The following is a 26256-nucleotide window of genomic DNA, read 5'->3' as shown; positions in this document are numbered from 1 at the left end:
TCCCGGCTCCCTACGACATCGCGGCTCGGCCGACCGCACCCGCCGCGGCCCGGGCGGCAGGTGACGCCGCAAGGTACTCGACCGCCCTGCGCAGCGAGCCCTCCTGCGAGGGATGGTACGACCGCCGGAAGTAGCGGGGTATGGCCGTGCCGAGCTCTCTCCACGTCGGCAGCAGGCCCTTGGCCACCGCGCGGTTGTGTCCGCGGAGCGAATAGCGCAGCCGGCCGCCCGGTTCGGGGTCGTTGCGCATGAGGTACGAAGCCCCCCACACCCACAGCCACGCCAGGACGGGTGCGACCACGACCATCCCCTCGATGCGCCGCGCGTACCGGGGCAGGCCCGCTCCCCCGCAGTGCTGGTACATGTCGAAGGCGACGGAGCGGTGCTCCACCTCCTCCGCGCCGTGCCAGCGCAGCAGATCCAGCATGATCTCGTCCGCACCGGCCCGGTCCAGCCCCTCGGCGCGCAGTACCCAGTCCCCGAGGACCGCGGTGAACTGCTCGATGGCGGCGACCAGCGCGAGCCGGAAGCGCAGCCACTCCTGCGCCGAGATCGGCGCCCCGAACGGCGGGCTCTCCCCGAGCAGCTTCTCGAAGAGGAAGTCCACGTGCCTCGTGTACGCCTCCGTCGGCAGCCGCTGCTCGGCGAGGTGGTGCAGTACGTAGGAGTGCTGCACGCTGTGCGTGGCCTCCTGGCCCATGAACCCCTTGACGTCCTTGCGCAGCTCGGGGTCGGTGACCAGCGGCAGGCCCTCCTTGAAGACCTTCACGAACCACCGCTCCCCGGCGGGCAGCAGCAGGTGCAGCACGTTGATGACGTGGGTGGCGGTGGGCTCGCCGGGTATCCAGTGCAGCGGTGTCGCCTTCCAGTCGAAGGCCACCCGGCGCGGGCTGATCACGTACGAGGCCGCTGTCACAGCTTGGGCTCCACCTTCGCGATGCGCCGCAGGGTGCGCGGGGCGAAGCGGGACATCCACAGGGCGCCCTTGGACTCGGGAGTCACCGGCACCACGGCCTCGTTGCGCACCACGGCCCGCAGGATCGCGTCGGCGACCTTCTCCGGCGGGAAGTTGCGCAGGCCGTACAGCCGCGAGGAGCGTTCCTGACGGCGCTTCTCCTCGGCCTCGTCCACCCCGGCGAAGCGCGAAGTGGAGGTGATGTTGGTGTTGACGATGCCCGGGCAGATGGCGGAGACGCCGATGGACTTCGACGCCAGTTCCGCGCGCAGGCACTCCGACAGCATCAGCACCGCGGCCTTGGAGGTGCTGTAGGCGGGCAGGGTCCTGGAGGGCAGGTAGGCGGCGGCGGAGGCGGTGTTGACGATGTGCCCGCCCTGACCGCGCTCGGCCATCTGCTTTCCGAAGATCCGGCAGCCGTGGATGACGCCCCACAGATTGACGTCGAGGACCTTCTTCCAGTCCTCGGCGCTGGTGTCGAGGAAGGCCCCGGACAGCCCGATCCCCGCGTTGTTGACCAGGACGTCCACGATCCCGTACTCCGTGGCCACCTTGGCCGCGAGCTTCTCCATGGCCTGCTCGTCGCTGACGTCCGCGCACTCGCCCCAGGCCTCGGGGGCACCGACCAGGCGGGCCATGTCCGCCGTGCGCGCCGCACCCTCGGCGTCCCGGTCCACGGCCACCACCCGGGCCCCTGCCTCGGCGAACGCGAAGGCGGTGGCCCGGCCGATGCCGCTGGCCGCACCGGTGACCAGGACCAGCTGGCCGCCGAAGCGGTCGGCGTACTTCCCCGGAGCCTTCTGCTCCGGTGCCCGCGTGGCGGGCTCCTCCCGGGCCGTGACGAACTCGGTGATCCACGCGGCCAGCTGGTCGGGCCGGGTCCGGGGCACCCAGTGCTTGGCCGGCAGCGTGCGGCGCACCAGATCCGGGGCCCACGTCTCCAGGTCGTCGTAGAGCCGCTCGGACAGGAAGGCGTCCCCGGTCGGGGTGATCAGCTGCACCGGTACGTGGGCGTACGCGTCCGGGCGCGGCCGGCGCAGCCGGGGGCGCACGTTGTCGCGGTAGAGCCAGGCTCCGTGCGCCGCGTCCGAGGGCAACGAGGCCGTCGGGTAGGAGCCGGCCGGTACCTTCTCCAACCGCTGGAGGATCGCCGGCCAGCGCTTGCCGAGCGGCCCGCGCCAGGCGAGCTCCGGCAGCACGGGCGTGTGCAGCATGTACACGTACCAGGACTTGGCGCCCTGGCCGAGCAGCTGCGCCGCCCGGCGCGGGGTGGGCCGGGTCATCCGCTTCTTGATCCAGTGCCCGAAGTGGTCGAGGGAGGGGCCCGACATCGAGGTGAAGGAGGCGATCCTGCCCTCGGTACGGGCCACCGTGGCGAACTCCCAGCCCTGTACCGAACCCCAGTCGTGGCCGACCAGGTGGACCGGCCGGTCCGGGCTGACCGCATCGGCCACCGCGAGGAAGTCGTCGGTCAGCTTCTCCAGGGTGAAGCCGCCGCGCAGCGGCTGCGGCGCGGTCGAGCGCCCGTGGCCGCGTACGTCGTAGAGCACCACGTGGAAACGGGCGGCCAGCCGCTCGGCGACCTCCGACCAGACTTCCTTGCTGTCCGGGTAGCCGTGCACCAGGACCACCGTGGGCTGGTCGGCGTCGCCGAGTTCGGCCACGCACAGCTCCACCCCGCCGGTGCTCACCCAGCGCTCGCGCGCGCCCGCCGGTCCCGCCGTACCCGTCCCGTTCATGCTGCTCATGCCGCCTTCTCCTCAGCCCAGCGCCGCACGTGCGGCAGATCGTCGTCCAGCCAGAACGCGCTCTCCTCGGGGTCCCGGGAGTCGGTGACGACCAGGATCTCCTCGAACTTCGCACCGGTGCCCCGGAAGCCCAGATGCGGCTCCACCGCCCACAGGCCGGGCTGCGGCGGGTGGTCGGAGAAGTGGTACGGGCTCCACAGCGGGGACCATCCCTCACGGTGCCCGTGCAGGGCGTCGGAGGCCAGCCCCTTCAGGGACTGGGTGCCGAACCCGAACGCCGTCGGGGACCAGCGCCGCTCCTTGACCCGGTCGATCTTGTGCGCGATCACGCCGAAGGGGTAGGCGCGGTGCCGGTTGGCGTACCCCTGCCGGTTCATGAGCCGCTCGACGTTCTCGTAGATCTCGCGCAGGGAGCGGCGCTCCCGCACCTGCTCCAGGATCAGGGTGCGGTGGGCCTGCAGATCGGACATGAGCCGGTCCTGCACCGGATTGAGTCCGAGGCTGCCCGAGTACCCGATGTCCGCCGCGTAGCCCTTGTAGACCGGGGCCATGTCGAGGATGAAGGGCATCCCCGGCTCCAGCTTCCGGTTCGTCGGGAAGAACTGCAGCGGGATCCGGAAGTTCGCGAAGGCGGTGCGGTCCCCGAACCAGGCGAAGGGCAGGTGGAACCAGTCGCGCACCCCGCGCTCGCGCAGCCACTCCCGCTGCATCCGCGCGGCCTCGCGCTCGGTCATCCCGGGGCGCAGCTGCGCGGCGACGGTCTCCGCGCACTCGTAGGAGAGGCGCTGCACTTCCCTGAACCCGCGAAAATCGTCCCCTGCCATGTTCAGCACCCGTCTCGGTCGCCGTACGTGCCCGTAAGTTGACACTGATGAATGTGACAATGACCGGAGATCACGTCAAGGGCCGTGCACAGACCTGTGGACAAAGTTGTCCGGTCCACATCAGCCTCCAGTACGGGCATGTACGCCTGAAGGCTGAGACCGGATCCAGCTCAAGGTCTGACGTTTCGCGGGAGCTGCGCCACTAACGTCGAAGCCGTGACTGTCATCGCGACCGAAAGCCTGAGCAAGCGGTACCCCCGAGTGACCGCCCTCGACCGGCTCTCCCTGGACATCGGGCCTGGTGTGACCGGCCTCGTGGGTGCCAACGGAGCCGGCAAGTCCACGCTGATCAAGATCCTGCTGGGACTGTCCCCCGCCACCGAGGGCAGCGCCGCGGTGCTCGGCCTCGACGTCACCACGCATGGCAGCGCCATCCGTGAACGCGTCGGCTACATGCCCGAGCACGACTGCCTGCCACCCGACGTCTCGGCCACCGAGTTCGTCGTCCACATGGCCCGCATGTCCGGGCTCCCGCCCACCGCCGCCCGTGAGCGCACCGCGGACACCCTGCGCCACGTGGGGCTCTACGAGGAGCGCTACCGCCCCATCGGCGGCTACTCCACGGGCATGAAGCAGCGCGTGAAGCTGGCCCAGGCGCTCGTCCACGACCCCCAGCTGGTCCTCCTCGACGAGCCCACCAACGGGCTCGACCCGGTCGGCCGTGACGAGATGCTCGGCCTGATCCGCCGCGTCTACACCGACTTCGGTATCTCCGTCCTGGTCACCTCCCACCTCCTCGGCGAGCTGGAGCGGACCTGCGACCACGTCGTGGTCGTCGACGGCGGCAAGCTGCTGCGCTCCAGCTCCACCAGCGACTTCACCCAGATCACCACGACCCTCGCGGTCGAGGTCACCGACTCCGACGCGCACCCGGACGGCACCGCCGCCCTGCGCAAGGCCCTCACCGAGGCGGGCATCGCCCTGCACGCGGCCGAGGAGCAGGGCCTGCCCGGCGCCGGCCACATCCTCCTGGTCGAGGCCACGGGCGAGGACACGTACGACACGGTCCGCGACACCGTCGCGGACCTCGGTATCGGCCTGGTCCGCATGGAACAGCGCCGCCACCACATCGCGGAGGTCTTCCGCGACAACGAACAGCCCGCGCAGCCCATCCAGCAGAAGGGAGCCGGTTCCGATGGCGCCTGACACCTCGACCCAGATCCACAACATCGGCTACCGGTCCTACGACGGTCCCCGGCTCGGCCGCGGCTACGCCCGCAAGTCGCTGTTCTCGCAGTCCCTGCGAGGCGCCTACGGACTCGGCCGCTCCGCCAAGTCCAAGGTGCTGCCGATGATCCTCTTCGCGGTGATGTGCGTCCCCGCGCTGATCCTCGTCGCGGTGGCCATCGCGGTCCCCGGCTCCACCGAACTGCCGATCAAGTACACGACGTACGCCCTGACCACCCAGGTGGTCATCGGCCTCTACCTCGCCTCCCAGGCACCCCAGTCGGTCTCCCGGGACCTGCGCTTCAAGACCGTGCCGCTCTACTTCTCGCGGCCCATCGAGCGGGTCGACTACGTCGTGGCCAAGTTCGCCGCCATGGCCTCGGCCCTGTTCATCCTCACCGCCACCCCGCTGCTGATCATGTGGATCGGCTCGCTGCTGGCGAAGTTCGACTTCGGTGACCAGACCAAGGGATTCGGGCAGGGACTGGTGTCGGTACTGCTGCTGTCGTTGCTGTTCTCGGGCCTCGGCCTCGTCATGGCCGCGCTCACCCCGCGCCGCGGGTTCGGCGTCGCCGCGATCATCGCCGTGCTCCTGATCCCGTTCGGCGCGGTGACCGCCGTCCAGGGGATCGCCTACAGCACCGGGAACACCGGAGCCATCGAGTGGATGGGCCTGTTCTCCCCGATCACCCTGATCGACGGGGTCCAGACGGCCTTCCTCGGCGCGACCTCCGCCTTCCCCGGTGGTGAAGGCCCCTCGGCCGGCACCGGCTTCGTCTACCTGCTCGTCGTCCTCGGCCTCATCGCCGGCTCCTACGCCGCCCTGATGGCCCGCTACCGGAAGGCCGGGCTGTGACCATCATCGACATCGACCACACCTCCCGCTGGTTCGGGAACGTCGTCGCCGTCAACGACGTGACCATGCGCATCGGTCCCGGCGTCACCGGCCTCCTGGGCCCCAACGGCGCCGGCAAGTCCACCCTCATCAACATGATGGGCGGCTTCCTGGCCCCCTCCACCGGCACCGTCACCCTCGACGGCACGCAGATCTGGCAGAACGAGCAGGTCTACAAGCAGATCGGCGTCGTGCCCGAGCGCGAGGCCATGTACGACTTCCTCACCGGCCGCGAGTTCGTCGTCGCCAACGCCGAACTCCACGGGCTCGGCGATGCGGAGGCCCAGCGGGCGCTGTCCACCGTGGAGATGGAGTACGCCCAGGACCGCAAGATCTCCACGTACTCCAAGGGCATGCGCCAGCGCGTGAAAATGGCCTCCGCCCTGGTCCACAACCCGTCCGTGCTGCTCCTCGACGAGCCGTTCAACGGCATGGACCCGCGCCAGCGCATGCAGCTGATGGACCTGCTGCGGCGGATGGGCGACGACGGGCGCACCGTCCTGTTCTCCTCCCACATCCTGGAGGAGGTCGAGCAGCTGGCCTCGCACATCGAGGTGGTCGTGGCCGGCCGGCACGCCGCCTCCGGCGACTTCCGCAAGATCCGCCGCCTCATGACGGACCGCCCGCACCGCTACCTCGTCCGCTCCTCCGACGACCGGGCCCTCGCCGCGGCCCTGATCGCCGACCCGTCCACGGCCGGTATCGAGGTCGACCTGAAGGAGGGCGCCCTGCGGATCCAGGCCGTCGACTTCGGGCGCTTCACCGAGCTGTTGCCGCGGGTCGCCCGCGCGCACGGCATCCGACTGCTGACGGTCTCGCCTTCCGACGAGTCCCTCGAGTCGGTCTTCTCCTACCTCGTCGCGGCCTGAAGGAGCTGGCACCCATGTACGACCCCACCGTTGCCCGGCTCACCTACCGGGCCCTGCTCGGCCGCCGCCGGGCGCTGATCCTCTTCCTGCTGCCCGCCCTGCTGATCGTGATCGCCATCGCCGTCCGCGCCCTCACGGGTGTGGACGACAAGGTCGCCGCCGACCTGCTCGGCGGTTTCGCCCTCGCGACGATGGTCCCGCTGATCGGAGTCATCGCGGGCACGGGCGCCATCGGCCCCGAGATCGATGACGGATCGATCGTCTACCTGCTCTCCAAGCCGGTGAAGCGACCGACGATCATCATGACCAAGCTGATCGTGGCGATCGCCGTCACCATGGCCTTCTCCGCGATCCCCACCCTGATCGCCGGCTTCATCCTCAACGGCAACGGGCAGCAGATCGCCGTCGCCTACACCATCGCCGCCCTCGTGGCCTCGATCGCCTACAGCGCGCTGTTCCTGCTGCTGGGCACCGTCAGCCGGCACGCGGTCGTCTTCGGCCTGGTCTACGCCCTGATCTGGGAATCCCTCTTCGGCAGCCTGGTCTCCGGTGCCAAGACCCTCAGCGTCCAGCAGTGGGCCCTTTCCCTGGCCGAGAAGGTCGCGGGCGAGGGATACGTCGATGCCACCGTCGGCCTGCCCACCGCCGCGGTCCTGCTCATCGTGGTCACCGTCGGCGCCACCGTCTACGCGGGCCAGAAGCTGCGCCGCCTCACCCTGGCCGGCGAGGAGTAGACCCGCTCGCCGACCCATGGCACGCTCCGCGCGAAGCTGTGCCCCGCCCGGCCCACCGGCCAGGCGGGGCACAGCTTCGCGCGTCATCATCGGTGCATGATCGAGCACCCCGAGCCTGAGCCGTCCAGGCCCCTGCGGTCCTGGATACGCTCCTCGCCCGGAACGCACATCTGGCTGCTGATCATCGCGATCACCAGCATCGTCGTCGTGATCGCGCCCGACCGGGTGGAGCACATCCTGCTCCACCGCAACAGCAGCAACATCCACCAGCTGGTCAAATACCCCGTCAGGGCGCTTCTCAGCAGTGCCTTCTGGATCGAGAACCCGGCCTCGCTCGCTCTCTACGCCGTGCTCTTCGAGCTGTTCCAAGCCCCCGTCGAACGCTGGCTCGGCACCCTGCGCTGGCTCCTGATCGTCGCGACCGCCCACATCGTCGCCACGCTGGTCAGCCAGAAGGTCCTCCTGATGGCCATCCAGGACCACCGCGCCCCGCGCACCATGACCCATGTCGTCGACATCGGCGTCAGCTACGGAATCGCGGCCGCCGTCGGAGTCCTCACCTACCGGCTCCCCAGCCCCTGGCGGTGGCTCTACCTCGCGGGCGCCGTCGCCTTCTTCGGGCTCCCTCTCCTCACCGGCGGCACCTTCACCGACCTCGGGCACGCCATCGCGCTCTCCGTCGGCCTGCTCGCCTGGCCGCTCACCCGACACGTTTCACGTGAAACACGACCCCTGTTTCACGTGAAACGTGACTAATCGGCTTCCGCTTTCGCCACGCCGTGCTCCCACGCCCACGCGGCGATCCCCACCCGGTTGCGGGCCCCGAGCTTCGCCTGGACGTTCGCGATGTGGGTCTTGGCCGTCCCCGCGCTGATGAACAGCTCCGCGCCGATCTCGGCATTGGTGAGCCCCCGCGCCACCAGCCGCACGATGTCCAGCTCGCGGCCGGTCAGCGGATGCGGCTGCGGCGCCCGCGGCGCGGTGGCGGCCGGCCCCGCCTCGGCGATCTTGCTCAGCAGCCGCACCGTGATCTGCGGACTGATCAGCGTGTCCCCGGCCATCGCCGCCCGCACCCCTTCGATGAGCAGCGCCGGCCCCGACCGTTTCAGCAGAAAACCGCAGGCCCCGTTGCGCAGTGCGGTGTGCACGTACTCGTCCAGGTCGAAGGTGGTCACCACCACGACCCGCGTCTGCGGTGCCAGCAGCCGGGTCACCTCCAGCCCGTCCAGGCGGGGCATCCGGATGTCCGCCAGCACCACGTCGGGGCGCAGCTCCCGGGCCAGCGCCACCGCGCTCTCCCCGTCCGCTGCCTCGCCCACCACGGTCATGTCCGGCTGTGAGTCGAGGATCAGCCGGAAACCGCTGCGGATGTCCTCTTGGTCATCGGCTATCAGGATGCGCGTGGTCACGCCGCCATGATCACCCGAGAGGGCGCTCCCGCGCCGGGAAGACCGCGCAAACCCGCCATCCGCCGTCCGCGTCCGCTCCGGCCCGCAGCGTCCCGCCCGCCGCGTCCACCCGCCCGCGCAGTCCGGCCAGTCCGGTCCCGCTCCGCCGCATGCGGGGCAGCCGTCCGCCCGCGCCACGGGGGGCCGCGGCGTTGGCCACGCTGACCTCTACGTCGGCCCCGGCACGGCGTACGGAGACCCGCGCCACCGCCCCGGGCGCGTGGCGGCGTATGTTCGTCAGGGCCTCGACGGCCACCCGGTACGCCGTGGTGTCCGCCTCACGCGACAGCTCCCGTACGGCCGCCGGGTCGGCATCGAGCGTCCCGCCCTCGAACCGGTCCACCAGCTCCGGCAGTTGCGCCAGTCCCGGTACCGGAGTGGTCGGTCCGCCCGCGGCCTCCTGCAGGGCGTGCACGGTGCGGTCCATCGACTCCAGCGCTCTCAGCCCCGAGGCCTCGATCCGCTCCAGCGCACGCACCGCCTGCCCGGGGTCCTGCGCGGCCACGAACCGCGCCGCCTGCGCCTGCACCACGATCGCGCTCACATCGTGCGCCACGAAGTCGTGCAGATCGCGGGCCAGTTCGAGCTGCTGGTCGCGTCGCGCGTCCCGGACGGCATGCCGCATCCGGCCCGCCTGGCGGCGCAGGTAGCCGCCGACGGCCACCGCGCCGAAGGCCGGCACCGCCCAGAACGCCGCCGCCCCCGCGATCTCCAGCCACGATCCGTCGGCCCACACCAGCGGGACCGGCCACAGCATCACCGCTGCCACGCCCAGGGCGCCGGCCACGGTCCCCGAACGCACAGGCGACGAGCGCGCCACCAGAGCCAGCAGCGGCAGCAGTACCGCCATCCCCGCCAGCGTCCACGTGTCGGGGATGCCCACGGCCGTACCGACCAGGGAGAGCAGGGCCGCCGCGGCCAGCACGGGGGCGTACAGCGCGCTCGGTTTCAAGGTCACGCCCCGACCCTACGAGCCCCGTTGGACACCGGCCATCTGCCGTTCGGCAGAGACCGGCCGGTCCCGGGCACCGCCCTGCCTGCCGATCGGCGGATGGTTCCGCAGGGCCCGTCCGACCAGGCTTGAGGCATCACCCACCGCCTCCAGAACAGGACTTGGACGATGACCACACTCACCGCCGCACACGCTGTACCCACCGCCGCCGCTGCCGCCCCTGCCGTCAGCCGGCCCATCCGCTGGGCCGCCCACGCGGCCGCCCTCACCCTGCTCCCCAGCGGCCTGTGGCGCGTCGCGATCGCGGTCGGCATACCCGTCGGCTGGGGAGCGGGCAGCGGACTGGAGGCAGAGCTCTTCCCCGGTGTGTGGTCCTTCTACCTGGTGGCCCTCAGTGCCTTCGCCGAAGGCCTCGGCCTGCTCACCCTCGGCCTCGTACAGCGCTGGGGAGAGGTGGTGCCGAGCTGGATCCCGCGGCTGGGCGGTCGGCGGATCCCACCCCTCGCGGCCGTCATACCCGCCGCCCTCGGGGCCACCGCCGTCACCTTGACCGGTGTCCTCGGCATCTTCAACTGGTCCGCCAACATGGCGGCGCCGGGATCCCCCACCGGGTCCTACTGGTGGCTGATGACCCTCTGCTACGCGCCGCTGCTGCTGTGGGGCCCGCTCCTCGCGGTCGTGACCGCCGCCTACTGGCGCCGCCGTCGCATCCACGGCTGATGCACGGAAAATCGCTGGTAAGGGGATTCCGGCCGGGGCAGAGTGAGTAGTGCGGGGAGCAACAAAAGGTCCGGGGCAGCCACTTCGAGCGCGCCGTCTGGCGCGGGCTGCCCCGGACCTCTCGTACGTACGTCGTGCGCGCTACGCGGCGCCCAGCAGACGCTCCAGCACCACCGCGATGCCGTCCTCCTCGTTGGAGGTCGTCACCTCGTCAGCCACCGCCTTGAGCTCCGCGTGGGCATTGGCCATGGCCACCCCGTGCGCCGCCCAGCCGAACATCGGGATGTCGTTGGGCATGTCGCCGAAAGCGATCGTCTCCGCCGCCTTCACCCCGAGCCGGCGCGCGGCCAGGGAGAGGCCGGTGGCCTTGGTCAGCCCCAGCGGCAGGATCTCCACGATCCCGGGACCGGCCATCACGATGTCGACCAGACTGCCCACCGTCTCCCGGGCCACCTTGACGAGCTCGTCGTCGCCCAGGCCCGGGTGCTGGATGTACAGCTTGTTCAGCGGGGCCGTCCACACCGCGGCGGTGTCCTTCAGGTAGACGGCTGGCAGGCCCTCCTGCACCTGGTAGCCGGGCCCGAACAGGACCTCGCCGTCCACGCCGTCCCGGCTGGCCGCCAGCGCCAGCGGACCGATCTCGGCCTCGAGCTTCGACAGCGCCAGACCGGCGAGCTGCCGGTCCAGCGTCACCGACGTCAGCAGCCGGTGCGCGCCCGCGTCGTAGACCTGCGCGCCCTGCCCGCAGACGGCGATCCCCTTGTAGCCGAGATCGTCCAGTACGTGCCGGGTCCAGGGCACGGCACGGCCGGTGACGATGATGTGCGCCGCGCCCGCCGCGGTGGCCGCGACGAGCGCTTCACGGGTGCGTTCCGAGACGGTGTCGTCGCCACGCAGCAGCGTGCCGTCGAGATCGGTCGCGACGAGCTTGTACGGGAACGGGGCCGGGCTCACTTGGTGATCGGCTCCAGGACCTCGCGGCCGCCGAGGTACGGACGGAGTACCTGGGGCACGCGCACCGAACCGTCGGCCTGCTGGTGGTTCTCCAGGATCGCGACGATCGTGCGCGGCACGGCGCACAGCGTGCCGTTCAGCGTGGACAGCGGCTGGGTCTTCTTGCCGTCGCGGTAGCGGATCGACAGGCGGCGGGCCTGGAAGCCGTCGCAGTTCGAGGCGGAGGTCAGCTCGCGGTACTTGCCCTGGGTCGGGATCCAGGCCTCGCAGTCGAACTTGCGCGAGGCGGAGGAACCGAGGTCACCGGTGGCGACGTCGATCACCTGGAACGGCAGCTCCAGGCTCGTCAGCCACTGCTTCTCCCACTCGAGGAGGCGCTGGTGCTCGGCCTCGGCCTCCTCCGGCGCGACGTACGAGAACATCTCGACCTTGTCGAACTGGTGGACGCGGAAGATGCCGCGGGTGTCCTTGCCGTACGTGCCGGCCTCGCGGCGGAAGCACGGCGAGAAGCCGGCGTAACGCAGCGGCAGCTTGTCGGCCTCGATGATCTCGTCCATGTGGTACGCGGCGAGCGGGACCTCGGAGGTGCCGACCAGGTAGTAGTCGTCCTTCTCCAGGTGGTACACGTTCTCCGCGGCCTGGCCGAGGAAGCCGGTGCCCTCCATGGCGCGCGGACGGACCAGCGCCGGAGTCAGCATCGGGATGAAACCGGCCTCGGTGGCCTGGGCGATGGCCGCGTTGACCAGCGCCAGCTCGAGCAGCGCGCCCACACCGGTCAGGTAGTAGAAGCGCGAGCCCGACACCTTGGCGCCGCGCTCGACGTCGATGGCGCCCAGCGACTCGCCGAGCTCCAGGTGGTCCTTGGGCTCGAAGCCCTCCGCGGCGAAGTCACGGATGGTGCCGTGGGTCTCCAGGACGGTGAAGTCCTCCTCGCCGCCGACCGGGACGTCCTCGTGGACGATGTTGCCCAGCTGGAGAAGAAGCTTCTTGGCGGCTTCGTCCGCCTCGTTCTGCTCGCTCTCGGCTGCCTTGACGTCCTGCTTGAGCTGCTCGGCCTTTTTCAGGAGCTCCGCCCGCTCCTCCGGAGAGGCCTTCGGGATGAGCTTGCCGAGCGACTTCTGCTCATTGCGCAGTTCGTCGAAGCGCATGCCTGAGGACCTGCGGCGCTCGTCGGCGGAGAGCAGTGCGTCGACGAGTTCGACGTCCTCTCCACGGGCGCGCTGCGAGGCGCGGACACGGTCAGGGTCTTCACGGAGCAGCCGGAGGTCAATCACCCCTCCAGGCTACCGGGCTGGGGTTCCTGGGATCACACCGATATCACGCTGCGTGTCACTATGTCCCAATTGCCGCAAATGGATAAGTCTCGGCGGCTGGCCGGAAGTGGCTCTTCTCGGGTGGTCAATAAAAGCGGGCCCATTCGCCGAAAAGGGGCACAGCGTCAGTCGGCGTGCAGCCTCTGAGCAGGGCGGGAGGGGGTTCCTTGTCCACAGGAATTACCTTCCCTCAGATCTTATCCACAGGCTGTGCGCCGCATCTGTGGACACGGAAATAGATCATTACCGACCGGCGGGAGGCGGGGGCGAATCGGGGTTCAAACCACCCTCACACACTCATTCGGGTGGGAATGACTCGCCCCAAAGAGTTGATCCGCGATACGGGGGTGACGCCGTTCACCTTCCGCTCCCCAGCGCGAAACCTGGGCCCTGCGACCGATTTGTCGACCTTGTCGTGCCACTCTGTCGACTTGTCCCCAGGTCCCCATCTCGGCCTGTGGATAACTCTGTGGACAGTGGACGAAGCCTCAGGCCCGGCCGTCGAGGCAGCGCGTCAGCCAGTCGGAGGCGGCCGTGAAGTCGCCGTCGGAGGTGCCCGGCCGCGGAGCCCGGACGTCACTCTGAGCGACGCCCGCACGCGGATAGGACCCGAGGAAGCGGACCTGGGGGCAGGTGCGCTTGAGGCCCATGAGGGCCTCGCTCACGCGACGGTCGGAGATGTGGCCCTCGGCATCGACCGCGAAGCAGTAGTTGCCGATGCCCTCGCCCGTCGGCCGCGACTGGATCAGCATCAGGTTGACCCCGCGCACGGCGAACTCCTGGAGGAGCTCGAGAAGCGCACCGGGGTGGTCGTCGCCGAGCCACAGCACGACGGAGGTCTTGTCGGCGCCGGTCGGGGCGGCGGGCCGGGCGGGGCGTCCGACGAGCACGAACCGGGTCTCGGCGTTCTCCGCGTCGTGGATCTCGGTGACCAGGGGGACGAGCCCGTAGGTGGCGGCGGCGAACTCACCGGCGAAGGCCGCGTCGAAGCGGCCCTCCTGGACCAGCCGGGCGCCGTCGGCGTTCGAGGCGGCCGACTCCCACACGGCGTCGGGCAGGTTCGCCCGCAGCCAGTTCCGCACCTGGGGCTGGGCCACCGGGTGCCCGGTGACCGTCTTGACGTCCGAGAGGGCGGTACCGGGGCGGACGAGGAGCGCGAAGGCGATGGGCAGTAGCACCTCGCGGTAGATCATCAGCGGCTCGCCGGAAGCCAGCTCGTCGAGGGTGGCGGTGACACCGCCCTCCACCGAGTTCTCGATCGGGACCAGGGCGGCAGCGGCCTCGCCGTTGCGCACGGCGTCCAGGGCGGCCGGTACCGACACCATCGGGATGAGCTCCCGGGTGGCTGCTTCCGGCAGTGTGCGCAGGGCGGCTTCGGTGAAAGTGCCCTCGGGACCGAGATACGTGAAGCGGGTGGCCGACATGCGGTCAGCCTAATGCCGGGGTGCTGCCCGCCGGGGTGCTGTTCACCCTTCGAGCAGCCGCTGCCCCACGTACTCGCCGGTGCGGGGACCGGGCGGAACCGCGTAGAGGCCGCTGGACTCGTGCCGGATGAAGGACGACAGCGCGTCACCGCGGTCGAGCTTGCGCTGGACGGGGACGAACCCGCGCAGCGGATCGGCCTGCCAGCAGACGAAGAGGAGTCCCGCGTCGGGCGCACCGTCCGCGCCGATCCCGTCGTGGAAGGAGAAGGGGCGTCGCAGCATGGCGGCTCCGCCGTTCTGCTCGGGGGCGGAGATCCGGGCATGGGCATTGGACGGGATGACCGGCTTGCCGTCGGCGCCGATCTTGTCGAGCGCCATCTCGGTGGTCTCGCCGCCGCCGGTCAGCGGGGCCCCGGTGGCCTTGGTACGGCCTATCACCTGCTCCTGCTGGGCGAGGGACTGCTTGTCCCAGTCGTCGAGGAGCATCCGGATGCGCCGGACGACGGCGTACGAGCCCCCCGCCATCCAGGCGTGCTCGGCGGGCCCGGGGCCGGCCGCGGGCACGAAGAGCCTTTTGCCGAAGTCGGGCTCCGAGGGCTTCGGGTTGCCGGTGCCGTCGATCTGGCCCATGAGGTTGCGGGCGGTCTTCGGGGAGGCGGTGGCGCCGGGGGACCGATTGAAGCCGTTCATCTGCCAGCGGACGCGGGCGGCGTCCCCGGCGTCCTTCTGGAGGGCGCGCAGGGCGTGGAACGCGACGAGCCCGTCGTCCGCGCCGATCTGGACCCACAGGTCGCCGTTGCTGCGCTGGGCGTCGAGCCGGTCCGAGGAGAAGTCCGGCAGCGGGTCCAGTGCGGAGGGGCGGCGGGCGGTGAGGCCGGTGCGCTCGAAGAAGGAGTGGCCGAAGCCGAAGGTGACGGTCAGGGAGGACGGACCGGCGTCGAGGGCGATGCCGGTGTCATCGGACGAGGTGGTCTCGCCCGCCATCAGCCGACGGGAGGTCTCGGACCAGCGCCGCAGCAGTGCGGCGGCCTCCGTGCGGCCCGCTCCTGCCGCGAGGTCGAAGGCGACGAGGTGCCCCTTGGCCTGCAAGGGCGTGGTGATGCCGGCCTGGTGGTCGCCGTGGAAGGCGACCTCGGTGGCGCCGAGGGAGGACAAGCGGGCGGCGGCCCCGGAGTCGGAACCGCTCCCGGAGCCGGCGAGCGCGGAGTGCGCGAGGGCGCCACCGGCGGCGCCCAGCGCGAGCCCGGCGGCGCCTGCGGCGCCGACGGTGCCCAGCAGCCGGCGGCGGGAAATCTCGATGTCGGGGTTGCTCTCGGTCACGCTGGTCAGCCGATCTTCACGGTCTTCTGGACGGTCGTCTGGTCGATGTCGGAGGTACGGACGGTCACGTCGATACGCCATTCGCCGGCGAGCGGCAACTGGACACCGGACGCCGTCCAGTGCCCGGGGGCGGCACGTTCGGGCAGGAGGGGCAGGGGGCCGATGTCCTTCGCCGGGAGGGTGAAGGACACCTTGACCTCGGGGAGGTCGAGGGGCGTGCCATCGGCGGAGTCGGCCCAGAGATGAAGGGTGTTGGCGCCCACCCGCCCCGGGTCGAGTTCGAGCCGGACGTTCCCCTTGCCGTTCTGGCCGCCGGTGTCGAAAGGCAGGGTGATCTTCACGGCGCGGTCGGGAACGGCCGTGGAGGTGGAGCCGCGGGACGCCTCCCGTTCCACGGTGCGTCCGGGCTCGGTGCTCGTGAGCACGGTGGTGACGGCGAGGAGGGCGACGGCGACGCCGGCCTCGGCGAGGACGGAGCGGCGCAGGCCCGCGCGGTCCGGGTCGGCGTCACGGACCCGCTTCTCGCGTGCGCTCTCCAGGGCGGCGCGCTGCCGGGCGAGCTGAGCGGCGCGCTGCGGGTCGGCAGGTACGGTCACCGGCGATGTCTCGCCGGGGGCACCCCCAGCGGTAGCTGGGGGAGAAACATGGGCTGCGGCGGTCGATGTTTCACGTGAAACATCGACGCTGCCCGCGGGGGCGTCGGCGAGCCGTGCGGTCCACTTCCGGGACACGTACGCGATGCCGACGAGGACGGCGACCAGGCCGACCTTCAGGAGCAGCAGCTGTCCGTACGAGGTGCCGGTGAGTGCCGACCAGCTGCCGAGCTGGCGCCAGGACTGGTAGACGCCGGTGACGGCGAGCACCAGCACACTGACGAAGGCGACCTGGGAGAAGCGCCGGACGGCCGACCGCTCGATCCCGGGGATCTTGTGCAGGGCGACGAGCAGCGCGGCGAGCCCGCCGAGCCAGGTGGCGACGGCCAGCAGGTGCAGGATGTCGGCGGGCATGGCGATGCCGGGCTGGACGCCCGTGGAGGCGTGTTCGGACAGGGCCCAGGTGGCGGCGATACCGGCGGCCACCACGGCCCCGCCGATGCCCAGGCCGAAGGTGAGGTCGCTGGTGTCCCTGGCCTCGGTGTCGCCGTCCTCCTCCGCGTCCTTCGTCGCACCCTCTTCCGCGTCCTCCTCCGTGGCCGCGGAGCCCTGCTGGCGTGCGTAGACGCCGAAGAGGACCGCGATGAAGAGGGCCGCGGCGCCCAGCAGGAGCAGCCGGGAGATCAGCGAGGCGCCGGTCTTGGTCTCCAGGACGGCCTTCAGGCCCTCGAGGTCGAAGACGTCGGCGAACTTCCCGGACCCGGTGTAGGGGGCGCGGAGCACGAGCATGGCGAGGGTGGCGGCCGTCAGGGTCACCCAGGCGCGTACGACGAGCTTCTGGAGCGGCTGTTCGGCGGCTCCCCGGCGCCAGCACAGCAGGATGAAGGCGGCGCCGCCGACGAGGACGGTGAAGCCGGCGTAGGCGGCGTAGCGGGCGATCCCGTACGCGATGCCGACGGGCCCGCCGCCCGCCTGCCCGGTGGGCAGGGTGACATCGGTCGCCGAGGGGGCTCCGATGGAGAAGGTGAAGGCGCCGGAGATCGGGTGACTGTCGGCGGAGACGGCCTGCCAGGCGACGGTGTACGTGCCGTTGGGCAGACCGGAGTGCAGTGCGGTGCCGTAGCGGATGGTGTTCCCGCTGCACATGTCGCGCAGTTCGCCGGTGTCCACGCGCTTGCCCTGGGGGTCCAGCACGCGGATGGAGTCGTCGCCCAGGGCGACCTGCTCCGAGAAGGAGAGAGTGACCTGGGCGGGGGCCGTGGCGACCACCGCCCCGTCCTTGGGGTCGCTCGCGGTGAGTGCGGCGTGTGCCGAGGCCGGGGCGGCCGCGGTGAACAGGGTTGCCAGCAGGGCTGCGAGGACCAGCACCAGCCGCGGCAGAAGTGCCGCGACCCGGGCGTGGGCCGTGGATGGGGCGGGGGCGGTGGCCGTCATGGCGTGTCGCTTCCTCGGTCCGTCAGTGGGCGTTGCCGGCGGCGGATGTCGGAGCCTGCCCGGTGTACGTCCGTTCCTTCACGTCGAGCTCGACCTTGACCGGGTCGGCCTTCTCGAAGCGCAGCTCGACGGTGACCTTGTCGCCGACCTTCGGAGTGCTCTTGAGCCCCATGAACATGATGTGGGTGCCGCCGCGCTCCAGCTTCAGCTCGCCGTTGGCGGGCACGTCCAGGGACTGGACCTGCTGCATCTTCTGGTCCTTGGTCTCGTGGATCTGCAGATCGTCGGAGAGCGTGGAGGTGACTCCGGTGAGCTTGTCGGCGGTCTTGGAGTCGTTCTTGATGACCATGAACGCGCCGGCCATCTTGTCGTTGACCGGCTGGGGCATGAAGGCGTCGCCGACCGTCGGCGCGGGCTTGGACGCGTCGTCCTTGGAGCCGGAGGAGTCGGAGGAGCCTGAGGAGCCGGAACAGCCGGATATGGCGAGCGCTGCCGTCAGGGAGAGAGCGGCGGCGAGAGTGCGGGTGGTGCGGGCGTTCACGGGTTCTCTCCCTTGATGAGCTTCGGCAGGTCCTTGGCGTAGTCGTCGACGGTGGTGCCCTCGCCGTAGAGGAGGTAGCCCTCGTCGGTCTTGGGCGAGAACGCGATGACCTGGGCGCCGTGCATGGAGACGACGCTGCCGTCGGCCTCCTTCTTGGCGGCCTCGATGCCGATGCCGAGCGAGCGCGCGGCGGCCTGGATGGTGGCGAAGTCCCCGGTGAGCCCGGTGAAGGACGGGTCCTGGGACCTGAGCCACGCGCCGAGGGAGTCGGGAGTGTCCCGTTCAGGGTCGGTGGTGACGAAGACGACCTGGAGATTGTCCTGGTCGGCCTTCGGGAGTGCCTTCTTGGCGACGGCGATGTTGCTCATCGTCAGCGGGCACACGTCGGGGCAGTTGGTGTAGCCGAAGTAGATGAGCGTCGGCTTGCCCTTGGTCTGCTCGCGCAGGTTCCACGGCTTGCCCGTGGTGTCGGTGAGGACCAGCTCCGGCTTGGTGAACGGGCGGTCCAGCACGGTGGCGGCCTTGTTCTTGCTCTGGCCGCCGGCGATCTGGGTGACCGAGCCGGTCTTGGCGGGTTCGCCGCCGCAGGCGGTCAGGGTGAGTGCGGCCGCCGCGAGGAGTGCGGCGACCGTCACGCGTGTGGTGCGCATCGAGAGATGTCCCTGGGATCGGGGATGTGACGGACGTTCGGGAACGGCAGGGCGTCGGGGCGCGGCCGGTCAGGCGGAGCGACGGCGCGAGGCGACGCCGAAGGCGACACCGCCGAGCCCGATGACGATGCCGGCGATGCCGAGGGCACGCGCGGTCGTGTCGGAGCCGTGCTTGGCGTCGGCCTGGTCGTGGCCGTGCTGCGCGTCCTTGGCGTTCTTGTCGGCGTTCTTGTCGCCGGCATCGTGGTGGTCGGCGCCCTTGGCGGCGGTCAGCTTCAGGACGGGCGCCGGGTTCTGCGGTTCCGCGGCGCCTTCCTTGGCCTCTTCGATCCAGCGGACGACCTCGCCGTTGTCGTAGGTCTGGACCGCCTTGAAGACCATCTGGTCGACGTTCTCGGGGAGCTTGCCCACGGCGAGCGGGAACTGCTGGAACTTGCCGCTCTCGATCTTGCCGCCGGACCAGGTGACCTTGGTGACGGCCTCGTTGATCTGCTTGCCGTGCACGGTCAGCGGCTTGTCGAGCTTGGTCTTCTCGACGTTCACGGTCCAGCCGGGAACGTCCTGCGGCATGACGGACGTGAGCGGCTGGTCGACCGGGAAGTTGACCTCCAGCTGGGTGGTCGCCGCGTTGTCGCGCTCGTTGGGGACCTTGAAGTTGATCGTCGCGTAACCGCCCTTGGCGGCTTCGCCGGGCTGCACGCTGACATGGGCGAAGGCCGGACCGGAGAGGACGAGGACGAGGACGGTACCGGCGGCGAGGGCGGCGGCGAAGGAGACGCGAGAGGTCTTCATGGCAGGAACACTCCACGGAAGCAGGGGTGACGGTCGCTCCGCGCACGGGCGCGCGCGGAGTTGCGCGGCACCGGTGCTCCCGGCGTGTCCGGGGAGGAGGGTGCCGCCTCAGGCTGCGAGTGCGAGAGCCGTGGGCGGCCCGCGCCTGATGACCGTGTGCTGGAGTGCTTCCCGGCCGGTGGCAGCGGCGGGGGCGCCCGAGGTCCGCAGGGCCTGCGGGGTACCGGCGGGCGCGCCCGGGAGTCCGGTACCGAGGGCGCGTACGAAGGCCAGCGCGGCCCGCAACGGGCGTACCGGGGCGGCTTCGGCGGAGAGCCGGGACAGTTCGACGAGCCGGAAGAGCGCGGCGTCGCCGCGGCCGAGAAGCCAGCCGACGGCCAGTGCCGCCAGCAGGTGGCCGAGCAGCATGGCCGGGCTGAACAGCCCGGTCGAGGGGGCCTCGGTGGCGACCTGGGCCACGTGGACGTGCGCGCCGTGGCCCTGTGCGGCGAGTTGTCCGGCCTGAGAGGCCTCCGCGGCCAGGGCAGCCGGGTCCAGCCCGGCGGTCGTCAGGATCTGCCGGGCGTCCGCCGGGCTGAGCGGTACGGAGTTGCCCCCGCACACCAGCCGGGCGGCGAGCTCGGCGAGCGAGCTGTCGGCAGCGGTGGCCGGTGCCGGGGTCGCCGACGCGGCCGCGGCGTTGTGCTGGCCGAGGCCGAACACCACGTGCAGCGCGAGCTGTCCGGCGGTCAGCCCGGCGGCGATGCCGGGCAGCGAGCGCCGACGTCCGGCGAGCGGCGCGGCGACCGCGAAGACGGCCAGGAAGCCGAGACACAGGGACCACCACGGCACGGTGGCGCAGGATGCCAGGGCGTGCCCCGCCGCGGACAGCACGACACAGACCGCGGTGAACACCGCGGCCCGGATGAGCCGGAGGCCGGCTCCGGCGTGCGTCGCGTGGGGGTCAGTCATGGCCGGGCCATCATCGCACTGCGCTTAGGCCCTCCATACGGCAGGTCCGGAAGGTCCCATGAGTCCGTCATGGGACCTGGTCCGGCGGGTTGCCCGAGTATGGCGGCGGTCACCGTCGCATATACCGGATCCCGGAGAGCCGCATCGGCCGAACGGGGGCAATGGAGCTCTCGGAGGCCCTCCGCGTGCTTACGGGCCCTCATGGGCGGCAATAGGTAACCGTATGAGCATCTGGTGGTCTCTCCACTTGAGGCGCGAAGCCGCGAGCGTGCCGCTCGCCAGGCGACTGCTGCTCGGGACTATGGAGACCGCGGGGGTGGACCCGGACATCTCCTACGATCTCTCGGTGGCGCTGAGCGAGGCGTGTGCGAACGCGGTGGAGCACGGCGGGTGCGGCGGATTCCCGGACGAGGCCGAGGCGTACCACGTCACGGCCTATCTGGACGGGGACTGCTGCCGCATCGAGGTGACCGATTCGGGCCCGGGGTTCCCGCCCTCGACGGTGGCCCGTCTCAGACCCTCGCTGGCCGAGCACGGCCGTGGCCTGCATCTGATCGAGGAACTCGCCGACCACGTCCGCTTCCGCAACCGGCCCGGCCGCGGCGCGGTCGTGAGCTTCGACAAGATGCTGAAGTGGCGCGACGACGCGCTGCTGAAGGTGTCGTAGAACACCGCGGGAAACGCCGCAGGAACACCGACGGGCGGGACCCCCCACCGGGACCCCGCCCATCACGGCGTCGAGACTCGCTCGTCAGCCCTTGAGGCGCGCCATCCAGGCCTCGACCTCGTCCGAGGTGCGGGGCAGTCCGGCCGACAGGTTCCGGTTGCCGTCCTCGGTGACGATGATGTCGTCCTCGATCCGGACGCCGATGCCGCGGTACTCCTCGGGCACGGTCAGGTCGTCGGCCTGGAAGTACAGACCCGGCTCGACGGTGAGGCACATACCCGGCTCCAGCGTGCCGTCGACGTACGCCTCGGTGCGCGCGGCGGCGCAGTCGTGGACGTCCATGCCGAGCATGTGGCCGGTGCCGTGCAGGGTCCAGCGGCGCTGCAGGCCGAGCTCCAGGACGCGCTCGACCGGGCCCTCCAGCAGGCCCCACTCGACGAGCTTCTCGGCCAGGACGTGCTGGGAGGCGTCGTGGAAGTCGCGGAACTTGGCACCCGGCTTGACGGCGGCGATGCCGGCTTCCTGGGACTCGTAGACCGCGTCGTAGATCTTGCGCTGGATGTCGGTGTACGTGCCGTTGATCGGCAGCGTGCGCGTGACGTCGGCGGTGTAGAGGGAGTGGGTCTCCACGCCGGCGTCGAGCAGCAGGAGGTCGCCGGAGCGGACGTCGCCGTCGTTGCGGACCCAGTGCAGGGTGCAGGCGTGCGGGCCGGCGGCGCAGATGGAGCCGTAGCCGACGTCGTTGCCCTCGACGCGGGCACGCAGGAAGAAGGTGCCCTCGATGTAGCGCTCGGAGGTGGCCTCGGCCTTGTCGAGGACCTTCACGACGTCCTCGAAGCCGCGGACGGTGGAGTCGACGGCCTTCTGCAGCTCGCCGATCTCGAAGTCATCCTTCACGGCGCGGGCCTCGGAGAGGTAGACGCGCAGTTCCTCGTCTCGCTCCTTGGTCACCTTGTCGGTGAGGGCGGACTCGATGAGGGAGTCGTGGCCGCGGACGTTCCGGACCGGGCCCTCGGCTTCGGTGAGGGCCTCGGCGAGTTCGCGGACGTCCTTGGCGGGAATGCCCAGGAGCTGCTCGGCCTCGGTGAGGGAGTGGCGCCGGCCGACCCACAGCTCGCCCTGGCCGGACAGCCAGAACTCGCCGTTCTCACGGTTGGAGCGCGGCAGCAGGTAGACGGTGGCGGTGTGGCCGGTCTCCCCGGTGGGCTCCAGGACCAGGACGCCGTTCTCGGTCTGGTCGCCGGTGAGGTACGCGTACTCGGTCGAGGCGCGGAAGGGGTACTCGGTGTCGTTCGAGCGGGTCTTCAGGCGCCCCGCGGGGACGACGAGGCGCTCGCCGGGGAAGCGCGCGGACAGCGCGGCTCGGCGGGCGGCGGTGTACGAGGCCTGGGCGATGGGCTCCAGCCCGCGCAGCTCTGTGTCGGCCCAGCCGGTGCGCATGCTCTCGGCGAGTTCGTCGCTGACGCCCGGGTACAGACCGTTCTTGCGCTGCTTGTGCGTCTTCTTGGGCTGCTCTTCTTCCGGGGTCTCCGGGGTGAGCTCGTCAGCCACGTCATTCTCCTCAGCTACGACAGGCACGGACCGGGGTGGGGCCCTCGTCCATCGTATGTGCGAGCGCCAGGAGGCCCGTGTGCTTTATCGCACAAACGGCCGGTTTCGTCGCAACAGTCCCAGCTCACTCAAACCGGGCGGCGAGCAGGACGATGTCCTCGGGGAGGTCGGCCGGCTCCCCTTCGGGCAGTACGGTCCGCAGGATGTGGTCGCAGAGGGCGGCCGGGTCTTCCCGGGCTGCACGGGGGACCGCCGCGGCCGCCGCGTGCAGCCGGGCGTAGGCCCGGTCCATCGGGTCGCCGGTGCGGCGCAGCAGGCCGTCCGTGTACAGCAGCACCGTTTCTCCGGGTGCGGGCTCGATCTCCACGCTCGGCGCCTCCCAGCAGGACAGCATCCCCAGCGGCGCGGAGAGCGAGGTCTCCACGTACTCGGTGCGGCGCTCGCCGATGAGCAGCGGCGGGGCGTGCCCGGCGCCGGCCAGGATGATCTTCTGCTGGGCGGGCTCGCAGTAGGCGAAGAGCGCGGTGGCCGAGCGCGCCGGTTCGGTCAGGCGCAGCAGCAGCTCCAGGTCGGACAGGACGGCGACCGGGTCCTCGCCCTCCATCACGGCGTAGGCCCGCAGCGAGGCCCGCAGCCGGCCCATGGCGGCGACGGCGCTGGGCCCGGAACCCGTGACGGACCCGACGGCCAGCCCCAGGGCGCCCTCGGGCAGTGGCAGGGCGTCGTACCAGTCGCCCCCGCCGCGCGGCCCGGTGTGGTGGCGGGCGGCGAGCTGTACCCCGGCGACCCGGGGGAGCCGGCTGGGCAGCAGTTCCTCGGTGAGGGTGGCCAGGCGCGATCGGGAGCGCTCCACCTCGAGCATCCGGGCCAGGTGCTCGGCGGCGTGCCGTACGTACAGCCCGGCGAGGTCGCGCTGGCGGTCGCTGGGCTCGGCCTGCTCGTCGTAGAGCCAGACGGCCGCGCCGAGCCGGCCGGTGGCCTCGGCGGTCAGCGGGAGCGCGTAGCTGGCGGCGTATCCGAGGCGGGCGGCCACCTCGCGGTGGCGGGGATCGACGGGGGCGGCGAAACCTCCGGCGCCGGGAGGCTCGCCCGGTTCGGGGAGCATCTCGGAGCCGCCGTGGGCGTCGGGGAGCCCGTCGAGGATGCGGCCGTACGAGGTCGCGCTGCGCGGCACGGTCTCGATGTGGCCGAGGTCGGCGTGGCCGAGGCCGAGGCCGATCGTGGTCGTGGGGCCGAGTCCGTCGGAGGGCTCCAGGACGATCAGGCCGCGGCGGGCGCCGACGAGTGCGGCACCGGCGCGCAGGAACTCGTGGAGGGAGGAGTCGAGATCGTCGGCGCGGGCCAGGCGCTCGGTGAGTTCGTGGAGGGTGGTGAGGTCCGAGACCATGCCTGCCAGCCGGTCCTGGATGAGACTGCCCGGTCCGGGTGCCGGGACCGGGTCGGGGGTGGTCCGGGCGGGCGGGGGCGCCACAGTGTGCGGTGACGTCGTAACTGCTGGATCGATTCCAGCCACTTTCGGCAGATGCGGGGCGCTCATGGCGTCCGCCTTTCCACCTGGTGCGATTCGCCAAATAGCATCGCAAACCCCCAGATCGTGCTGCGCCGCCATCAAGGAATCCACATCTACACGCACACACGGATGCATGTCCAGCATTGCCCAGGTGGGAATCCTGGTGTCCGTGGGACGGCAACTCACTGTCCAGCCAAGGCTAGAACTTGGCCGGAAAAAGCTGGAAGCGGGCGGTTTTTGCGGTCGACTGGACGGGCTTCACAAGGGGGCCGGGTACGTAATCGGTAGCACCGGGGGCCAGTTGGCGCGGTTCCGGTACTGCTTCGGTGCGGCGTGCGACCTGCCCGGCGGGGGCCGGGAACCGTTCGGCGCGGGCCGTCGTCCTTAGCGGCGGCAGCCGGTATCGAACCGGCTCGACAAACTGTGCGGGTCGCGCTCCAGCCCCGCCGGACGTTTGATGGACCTGTAAGAAAACTGCACGAACCGTGTGAACCTGCTTATAGCGGACAGTGACGCGAAACGTGTACGTGTGGTGAGACACCCCTTACATGGTGTGATGTGGCCCTCGGCGTTCAACGGAAAGGAACGAGCGCTCATGCGCGAGATCCTCGGAAGGCGTCTCCAGCGGCTCCGCGATCGCTTTCAATCCCTGCGCCCCACCCCCGGACAGACCGGCGCCACGCCAGCTCTCCTCGACGCGGCGCTCACCTGCGCCACCCGTTGGCAGTGGCCCGTGCTGCCCGGCGTCGGCCGGTCCGCCGCGGACGGTTCGCGCTGCGCCTGCCCCGACCCCGACTGCGTCGTCCCCGGCGCGCACCCCTTCGACCCCGGGCTCCTCGCGGCCACCACCGATCCCCGGATGGTGACCTGGTGGTGGACCAACCGGCCCACCGCACCTGTACTGATGGCCACCGGCGGGACCGCTCCGTGCGCGGTGAGCCTCCCGGCCGCCGCGGCCGCGCGGGCCCTCGTACGGCTGGACGCGCAAGGCATGCGGCTCGGGCCGGTCGTGGCGACGCCCACCCGGTGGTCGCTGCTGGTGTCGCCGTATTCGCTGGAACGGCTCGGCGAACTCCTTTACGCAAAGGATCACGTGCCGTCCTCGCTGCGCTTCCACGGTGAGGGCGGCTATCTCCTGCTGCCGCCCTCCGCCGCCTCCAGCGGTGGCCAGGTCCGGTGGGAAAGGGAGCCGTCTTCGGGGCCGGCCGGGCCTGCGGGCGCGCCGGATCTTTGGCTCCCGCAGGTGGAAGCGGTCGTGGACGCGCTCGTCGAGGCGAGCAGCGGCGCACCCGGCGGCGGCAGCAGACTCGCGTACTGACCTGCCCGATTCGGCGGATCACCGGTGCGCGGCGCTCGTGCGGATCACTCGTACGGGTGCCAGTGGGACGGGTTTCCAAGGGAATTGGGCGCGGGGATCTCCGCGCCCCATTCCCGCATCGCTATCTTCGGCGAATGAATCTCCGCCTGATCGGTATCGGCACCGGTGTGCTGATCATCTTGTCGCTCCCGCTCGCAGGAGCGATCGCCGGGCCGGATTTCGCCGGTCAGGATGACGGAAAAGGCAGCGGCCTGTTCTCGGCCCTCGGGCTTTCGGACTCTTCGCGTACGTCTCCCACGGCGCCCGCCCGTCCGGCGGCGCCGGAGGGACCGGCGGCCGGGCCCGAGCAGCCCGGCCCCGTCGAGCAGCCCCGTACGGATTCCCGGTGCGGCCCCGAGCTGTCCTCGCCCCACGGTGTGGAGGCGCAGACTTGCATTCTGGTCGGTGAGGGCCGGACGTGGGGCCGGAGTTACTACCGAAACACGAGTGGCCGCGCGCTGGATGCCGTGCTGACGGTGATGGGGCCCGCCGGGCGTACGGTGCAGATCCGTTGCGCGGTCGGCGAGGGCGACGAGCCCGGTCTGTGCGAGACGCCGAAAGAGGACTCGGCGGGGGAGCCGGACAGTTACTCGGCCGTATCGGAATTTGCAGTTCCGGATGATGAAGGGCAGCTGCTCCTGCGGTCCGGGAGCAACGCACCGGCACCGGGTGGCGGTTGAGTACCGCCGGAATTGGAAGGGCCCGGTCGCTGGCGACGGGGGATGCACCAGCGACCGGGCTACAAGAACGGTAACAAGAGATCGCCTCTACGCAAATTCGATCTCTGATATTCAGACACCGATTTGCAGACGGTTAGCGGGAGTTGT

Annotated in this window: 25 protein-coding genes; 9 read left to right on the top strand and 16 right to left on the bottom strand. The window is 70.8% G+C overall.

The annotated features are described in order from the left end of the window. Positions 1-10 precede the first annotated feature (10 nt). The 3 genes from OHA89_RS18770 to OHA89_RS18760 are packed head-to-tail and all read right to left on the bottom strand — an operon-like array spanning position 11 to position 3527. Complete coding sequence (locus tag OHA89_RS18770) at positions 11-916, bottom strand: metal-dependent hydrolase (RefSeq protein WP_406366683.1); 906 nt, start codon at positions 914-916, stop codon at positions 11-13. Next, complete coding sequence (locus OHA89_RS18765; RefSeq protein ID WP_266608843.1) at positions 913-2703, bottom strand: SDR family oxidoreductase; 1791 nt, start codon at positions 2701-2703, stop codon at positions 913-915. Before OHA89_RS18765 ends, OHA89_RS18770 begins: the two co-directional genes overlap by 4 nt. Continuing rightward, positions 2700-3527, bottom strand: coding sequence for a M24 family metallopeptidase (locus OHA89_RS18760; protein ID WP_215139755.1), 828 nt, complete (start codon positions 3525-3527; stop codon positions 2700-2702). Before OHA89_RS18760 ends, OHA89_RS18765 begins: the two co-directional genes overlap by 4 nt. 216 nt (positions 3528-3743) lie before the next feature. Between OHA89_RS18760 and OHA89_RS18755 the strand changes: the two genes are divergently transcribed. The 5 genes from OHA89_RS18755 (at position 3744) to OHA89_RS18735 (ending at position 8008) form a co-directional block, all read left to right on the top strand. Continuing rightward, the gene (locus OHA89_RS18755) at positions 3744-4733 is read left to right on the top strand and encodes an ABC transporter ATP-binding protein (protein WP_215139754.1); all 990 of its coding nucleotides are present in this window, start codon (positions 3744-3746) and stop codon (positions 4731-4733) included. Next, on the top strand, positions 4723-5610 hold the full coding sequence (locus OHA89_RS18750; RefSeq protein ID WP_215139753.1) for an ABC transporter permease subunit: 888 nt from the start codon (positions 4723-4725) through the stop codon (positions 5608-5610). The genes OHA89_RS18755 and OHA89_RS18750 overlap by 11 nt, the downstream gene beginning before the upstream one ends. Beyond that, positions 5607-6518 (top strand): ABC transporter ATP-binding protein, encoded by a 912-nt coding sequence (locus tag OHA89_RS18745; RefSeq protein WP_266608840.1) that lies wholly within the window; start codon positions 5607-5609, stop codon positions 6516-6518. The genes OHA89_RS18750 and OHA89_RS18745 overlap by 4 nt, the downstream gene beginning before the upstream one ends. 14 nt (positions 6519-6532) lie before the next feature. Continuing rightward, complete coding sequence (locus tag OHA89_RS18740) at positions 6533-7252, top strand: ABC transporter permease (protein ID WP_215139751.1); 720 nt, start codon at positions 6533-6535, stop codon at positions 7250-7252. A gap of 96 nt (positions 7253-7348) precedes the next feature. Then, a complete protein-coding gene (locus tag OHA89_RS18735) occupies positions 7349-8008 on the top strand; it encodes a rhomboid-like protein (protein ID WP_257555311.1) in 660 nt (219 codons plus the stop codon). Here OHA89_RS18735 and OHA89_RS18730 read toward each other — a convergent pair. Then, positions 8005-8661 (bottom strand): response regulator transcription factor, encoded by a 657-nt coding sequence (locus tag OHA89_RS18730; protein ID WP_266608838.1) that lies wholly within the window; start codon positions 8659-8661, stop codon positions 8005-8007. The genes OHA89_RS18735 and OHA89_RS18730 overlap by 4 nt on opposite strands. A gap of 10 nt (positions 8662-8671) precedes the next feature. After that, positions 8672-9658 carry a sensor histidine kinase gene (locus OHA89_RS18725; protein WP_406366681.1) on the bottom strand — a complete coding sequence of 329 codons (987 nt, stop codon included), beginning with the start codon at positions 9656-9658 and terminating at the stop codon, positions 8672-8674. Between the two features lie 162 nt (positions 9659-9820). Here OHA89_RS18725 and OHA89_RS18720 point away from each other — a divergent pair, with 162 nt between their 5' ends. Beyond that, positions 9821-10372: a hypothetical protein gene (locus OHA89_RS18720; RefSeq protein ID WP_266608834.1), complete on the top strand. Its 552-nt coding sequence runs from the start codon at positions 9821-9823 to the stop codon at positions 10370-10372. Between the two features lie 141 nt (positions 10373-10513). On the opposite strand, the gene OHA89_RS18715 is transcribed toward OHA89_RS18720, so the two are convergent. From OHA89_RS18715 to OHA89_RS18675, 9 genes are all read right to left on the bottom strand, one after another. After that, positions 10514-11326 (bottom strand): HAD family hydrolase, encoded by an 813-nt coding sequence (locus tag OHA89_RS18715; protein WP_257555307.1) that lies wholly within the window; start codon positions 11324-11326, stop codon positions 10514-10516. Further along, positions 11323-12600 carry a serine--tRNA ligase gene (serS, locus tag OHA89_RS18710; RefSeq protein ID WP_215139746.1) on the bottom strand — a complete coding sequence of 426 codons (1278 nt, stop codon included), beginning with the start codon at positions 12598-12600 and terminating at the stop codon, positions 11323-11325. Before serS ends, OHA89_RS18715 begins: the two co-directional genes overlap by 4 nt. A 527-nt stretch (positions 12601-13127) precedes the next feature. Next, the gene (gene pheA / locus OHA89_RS18705) at positions 13128-14063 is read right to left on the bottom strand and encodes a prephenate dehydratase (protein WP_257555306.1); all 936 of its coding nucleotides are present in this window, start codon (positions 14061-14063) and stop codon (positions 13128-13130) included. A 42-nt stretch (positions 14064-14105) separates the two neighbouring features. Continuing rightward, the gene (efeB, locus tag OHA89_RS18700) at positions 14106-15464 is read right to left on the bottom strand and encodes an iron uptake transporter deferrochelatase/peroxidase subunit (protein WP_406366680.1); all 1359 of its coding nucleotides are present in this window, start codon (positions 15462-15464) and stop codon (positions 14106-14108) included. Next, positions 15389-17410 carry a copper resistance protein CopC gene (locus tag OHA89_RS18695; protein WP_266608829.1) on the bottom strand — a complete coding sequence of 674 codons (2022 nt, stop codon included), beginning with the start codon at positions 17408-17410 and terminating at the stop codon, positions 15389-15391. Before OHA89_RS18695 ends, efeB begins: the two co-directional genes overlap by 76 nt. A gap of 22 nt (positions 17411-17432) precedes the next feature. Further along, entirely contained in the window at positions 17433-17951 is a 519-nt protein-coding gene (locus tag OHA89_RS18690) for a copper chaperone PCu(A)C (protein ID WP_266608827.1), read from the bottom strand. Further along, a complete protein-coding gene (locus tag OHA89_RS18685) occupies positions 17948-18601 on the bottom strand; it encodes an SCO family protein (protein ID WP_257555302.1) in 654 nt (217 codons plus the stop codon). Before OHA89_RS18685 ends, OHA89_RS18690 begins: the two co-directional genes overlap by 4 nt. A gap of 69 nt (positions 18602-18670) precedes the next feature. After that, the gene (locus tag OHA89_RS18680; protein ID WP_406366678.1) at positions 18671-19393 is read right to left on the bottom strand and encodes a YcnI family protein; all 723 of its coding nucleotides are present in this window, start codon (positions 19391-19393) and stop codon (positions 18671-18673) included. 108 nt (positions 19394-19501) lie between these two features. Continuing rightward, positions 19502-20344: a hypothetical protein gene (locus tag OHA89_RS18675; RefSeq protein WP_406366677.1), complete on the bottom strand. Its 843-nt coding sequence runs from the start codon at positions 20342-20344 to the stop codon at positions 19502-19504. 223 nt (positions 20345-20567) lie between these two features. On the opposite strand from OHA89_RS18675, the gene OHA89_RS18670 reads away from it, so the two are divergent. Continuing rightward, on the top strand, positions 20568-21011 hold the full coding sequence (locus OHA89_RS18670; protein ID WP_215139738.1) for an ATP-binding protein: 444 nt from the start codon (positions 20568-20570) through the stop codon (positions 21009-21011). A gap of 84 nt (positions 21012-21095) precedes the next feature. Here the strand turns inward: OHA89_RS18670 and OHA89_RS18665 are convergent, their stop codons facing one another. Beyond that, a complete protein-coding gene (locus OHA89_RS18665; protein WP_257555298.1) occupies positions 21096-22562 on the bottom strand; it encodes an aminopeptidase P family protein in 1467 nt (488 codons plus the stop codon). Between the two features lie 124 nt (positions 22563-22686). Further along, a complete protein-coding gene (locus OHA89_RS18660) occupies positions 22687-24216 on the bottom strand; it encodes a PP2C family protein-serine/threonine phosphatase (RefSeq protein WP_266608820.1) in 1530 nt (509 codons plus the stop codon). A 451-nt stretch (positions 24217-24667) separates the two neighbouring features. On the opposite strand from OHA89_RS18660, the gene OHA89_RS18655 reads away from it, so the two are divergent. Both OHA89_RS18655 and OHA89_RS18650 read left to right on the top strand, forming a co-directional pair. Beyond that, positions 24668-25390: a bifunctional DNA primase/polymerase gene (locus OHA89_RS18655; protein WP_257555297.1), complete on the top strand. Its 723-nt coding sequence runs from the start codon at positions 24668-24670 to the stop codon at positions 25388-25390. 134 nt (positions 25391-25524) lie between these two features. Further along, positions 25525-26109: a hypothetical protein gene (locus tag OHA89_RS18650; RefSeq protein ID WP_266608818.1), complete on the top strand. Its 585-nt coding sequence runs from the start codon at positions 25525-25527 to the stop codon at positions 26107-26109. Positions 26110-26256: the final 147 nt, after the last annotated feature.

The organism is Streptomyces sp. NBC_01546 (assembly GCF_045208355.1).
Classification (GTDB): Bacteria; Actinomycetota; Actinomycetes; order Streptomycetales; family Streptomycetaceae; genus Streptomyces.
Note: the sequence above shows the minus strand (reverse complement) of the source record. Positions and strands in the feature narration are given on the sequence as shown.

What these genes read in the sequence shown, in the direction of transcription:
- OHA89_RS18765 (WP_266608843.1), bottom strand. Translation starts at nt 2,703, where the DNA reads ATGAGCAGCATGAACGGGACGGGTACGGCGGGACCGGCGGGCGCGCGC.
- OHA89_RS18760 (WP_215139755.1), bottom strand. Translation starts at nt 3,527, where the DNA reads ATGGCAGGGGACGATTTTCGCGGGTTCAGGGAAGTGCAGCGCCTCTCC.
- OHA89_RS18750 (WP_215139753.1), top strand. Translation starts at nt 4,723, where the DNA reads ATGGCGCCTGACACCTCGACCCAGATCCACAACATCGGCTACCGGTCC.
- OHA89_RS18740 (WP_215139751.1), top strand. Translation starts at nt 6,533, where the DNA reads ATGTACGACCCCACCGTTGCCCGGCTCACCTACCGGGCCCTGCTCGGC.
- OHA89_RS18735 (WP_257555311.1), top strand. Translation starts at nt 7,349, where the DNA reads ATGATCGAGCACCCCGAGCCTGAGCCGTCCAGGCCCCTGCGGTCCTGG.
- OHA89_RS18720 (WP_266608834.1), top strand. Translation starts at nt 9,821, where the DNA reads ATGACCACACTCACCGCCGCACACGCTGTACCCACCGCCGCCGCTGCC.
- pheA (WP_257555306.1), bottom strand. Translation starts at nt 14,063, where the DNA reads ATGTCGGCCACCCGCTTCACGTATCTCGGTCCCGAGGGCACTTTCACC.
- efeB (WP_406366680.1), bottom strand. Translation starts at nt 15,464, where the DNA reads ATGGCGTATCGACGTGACCGTCCGTACCTCCGACATCGACCAGACGAC.
- OHA89_RS18695 (WP_266608829.1), bottom strand. Translation starts at nt 17,410, where the DNA reads ATGACGGCCACCGCCCCCGCCCCATCCACGGCCCACGCCCGGGTCGCG.
- OHA89_RS18685 (WP_257555302.1), bottom strand. Translation starts at nt 18,601, where the DNA reads ATGCGCACCACACGCGTGACGGTCGCCGCACTCCTCGCGGCGGCCGCA.
- OHA89_RS18680 (WP_406366678.1), bottom strand. Translation starts at nt 19,393, where the DNA reads ATGAAGACCTCTCGCGTCTCCTTCGCCGCCGCCCTCGCCGCCGGTACC.
- OHA89_RS18675 (WP_406366677.1), bottom strand. Translation starts at nt 20,344, where the DNA reads ATGACTGACCCCCACGCGACGCACGCCGGAGCCGGCCTCCGGCTCATC.
- OHA89_RS18670 (WP_215139738.1), top strand. Translation starts at nt 20,568, where the DNA reads ATGAGCATCTGGTGGTCTCTCCACTTGAGGCGCGAAGCCGCGAGCGTG.
- OHA89_RS18660 (WP_266608820.1), bottom strand. Translation starts at nt 24,216, where the DNA reads ATGCTGGACATGCATCCGTGTGTGCGTGTAGATGTGGATTCCTTGATG.
- OHA89_RS18655 (WP_257555297.1), top strand. Translation starts at nt 24,668, where the DNA reads ATGCGCGAGATCCTCGGAAGGCGTCTCCAGCGGCTCCGCGATCGCTTT.
- OHA89_RS18650 (WP_266608818.1), top strand. Translation starts at nt 25,525, where the DNA reads ATGAATCTCCGCCTGATCGGTATCGGCACCGGTGTGCTGATCATCTTG.